The organism is Mesorhizobium sp. M2A.F.Ca.ET.037.01.1.1 (genome assembly GCF_003998075.1).
Classification (GTDB): domain Bacteria; phylum Pseudomonadota; class Alphaproteobacteria; order Rhizobiales; family Rhizobiaceae; genus Mesorhizobium.
On sequence record NZ_RZSA01001399.1, the window covers coordinates 1 to 1,240 of the forward strand.

Sequence of the window (1,240 nt, forward strand, 5' to 3'; positions counted from 1 at the left end):
GGCTCGGCCTGGCCGGCTTTGTCGATGCCTCGAGCGAGCGCTGCCGCCGCATCGCCGCACGGCTGGTCGACCTGAAGGCGACGGCGCTCGCCGGGCGCATTGACGAATTGCCCGCGAAGCTGATGGCGCTGCGCGGCGAGGAGCGGCCGGACGCCGCGATCCGCGAGCTGGGCAAGCTGGTGCTGCTTGCCAAGGCCTGGCGCGCGGCACCCGATGATGCCGAGCTGAAACGCCTGGTCTCGGCATCGGAGACGCGCGACCAGATCCTCGCCAACCCCGATGCCGTTCAGGTCGAGAGCGACTGGGAGGTGCTTGGCGAAAAGATCGAGACCCGCCGCGACGGCCTCGTCAGTCACGCGACCTGGCTGCTCGACCTGAAAAGCACGACGCCGCGATTTGCGGTGCTGCTCGATTTCTTCCCGGCTTCCGCCGGACGGCGCTCCGGCGCCTTCGCGGCGGGCGACCGCTTCAGAGCGAGGCTGGTGTTCTATCCGTCGCGCAATCCGCTGCGGGCGCTGGTCGCCGAACGGCTGGGCGACGTGGCGCCCGGCGCGTGGCCGACATTCGTCCCGGATGCAGCCGGCGATCCGCTGGCCGCCTACGCCGCCTTCCAGGACGGCGCCCCATGGCTGTCGGACTGCCCCATCATCCTGCCCGCCGGCGCGATCGCGTTGGACGAAAAGGACGGCGCCTGGTGGCAGGCGGCAAACGATCCGCACGGCATCGCCTTGCCTGTCGCCGGGTCCGTCCACCAGACCTTGCTCGGCATCGATCTCGCGGCGACGGCGGCGCTCTGGAATGGCGCCAGGCTCGAGCTGCTGGCCTCGCAAAGCAGCATCGGGAGGCTCGATCTGTCATGAACGAACTCGACCAAGCAGGGCTGGCGCGGTTGCGCGACGGCTGGATTTCCGGCGGCGCCATGTTCGAATTCGCCCCGGTCGAGTGGAAAGAGGTAGCCACCGCTTTCAGCCCGGACGAGCAGGAGCGGCGGCTGTTGGCCATCGCCGGGCAGGCACTGGATGTCGCGCTCCGCCCCGCGGCGCCGAAGAGCTTGAAGCGGCGCCCGCCGCTGCCGGTGCTGGCCTTGCCGATGCTGCCTGAACGCCTGCGGCCGTTGCTGCGTGCCGCATTGAAATATGCGGCCGATGCAAGGCTCAAGACCCGCGTGGCCACGCTCGTCGCCAGCCGTGGCTTCGTCACCCATCCGATGGACTGGATGCCGGCTGCGTCGGATCAGAAT

The 1,240-nt window shown here is 69.6% G+C and carries 2 pseudogenes; both read left to right on the forward strand.

The annotated features are described in order from the left end of the window. Window positions 1-860: pseudogene (locus EOA27_RS37070) on the forward strand (SWIM zinc finger family protein); the annotation flags it as partial. After that, window positions 857-1,240 (forward strand): annotated as a pseudogene (locus EOA27_RS37075) (hypothetical protein); the annotation flags it as partial. The pseudogenes EOA27_RS37070 and EOA27_RS37075, both read left to right, overlap by 4 nt.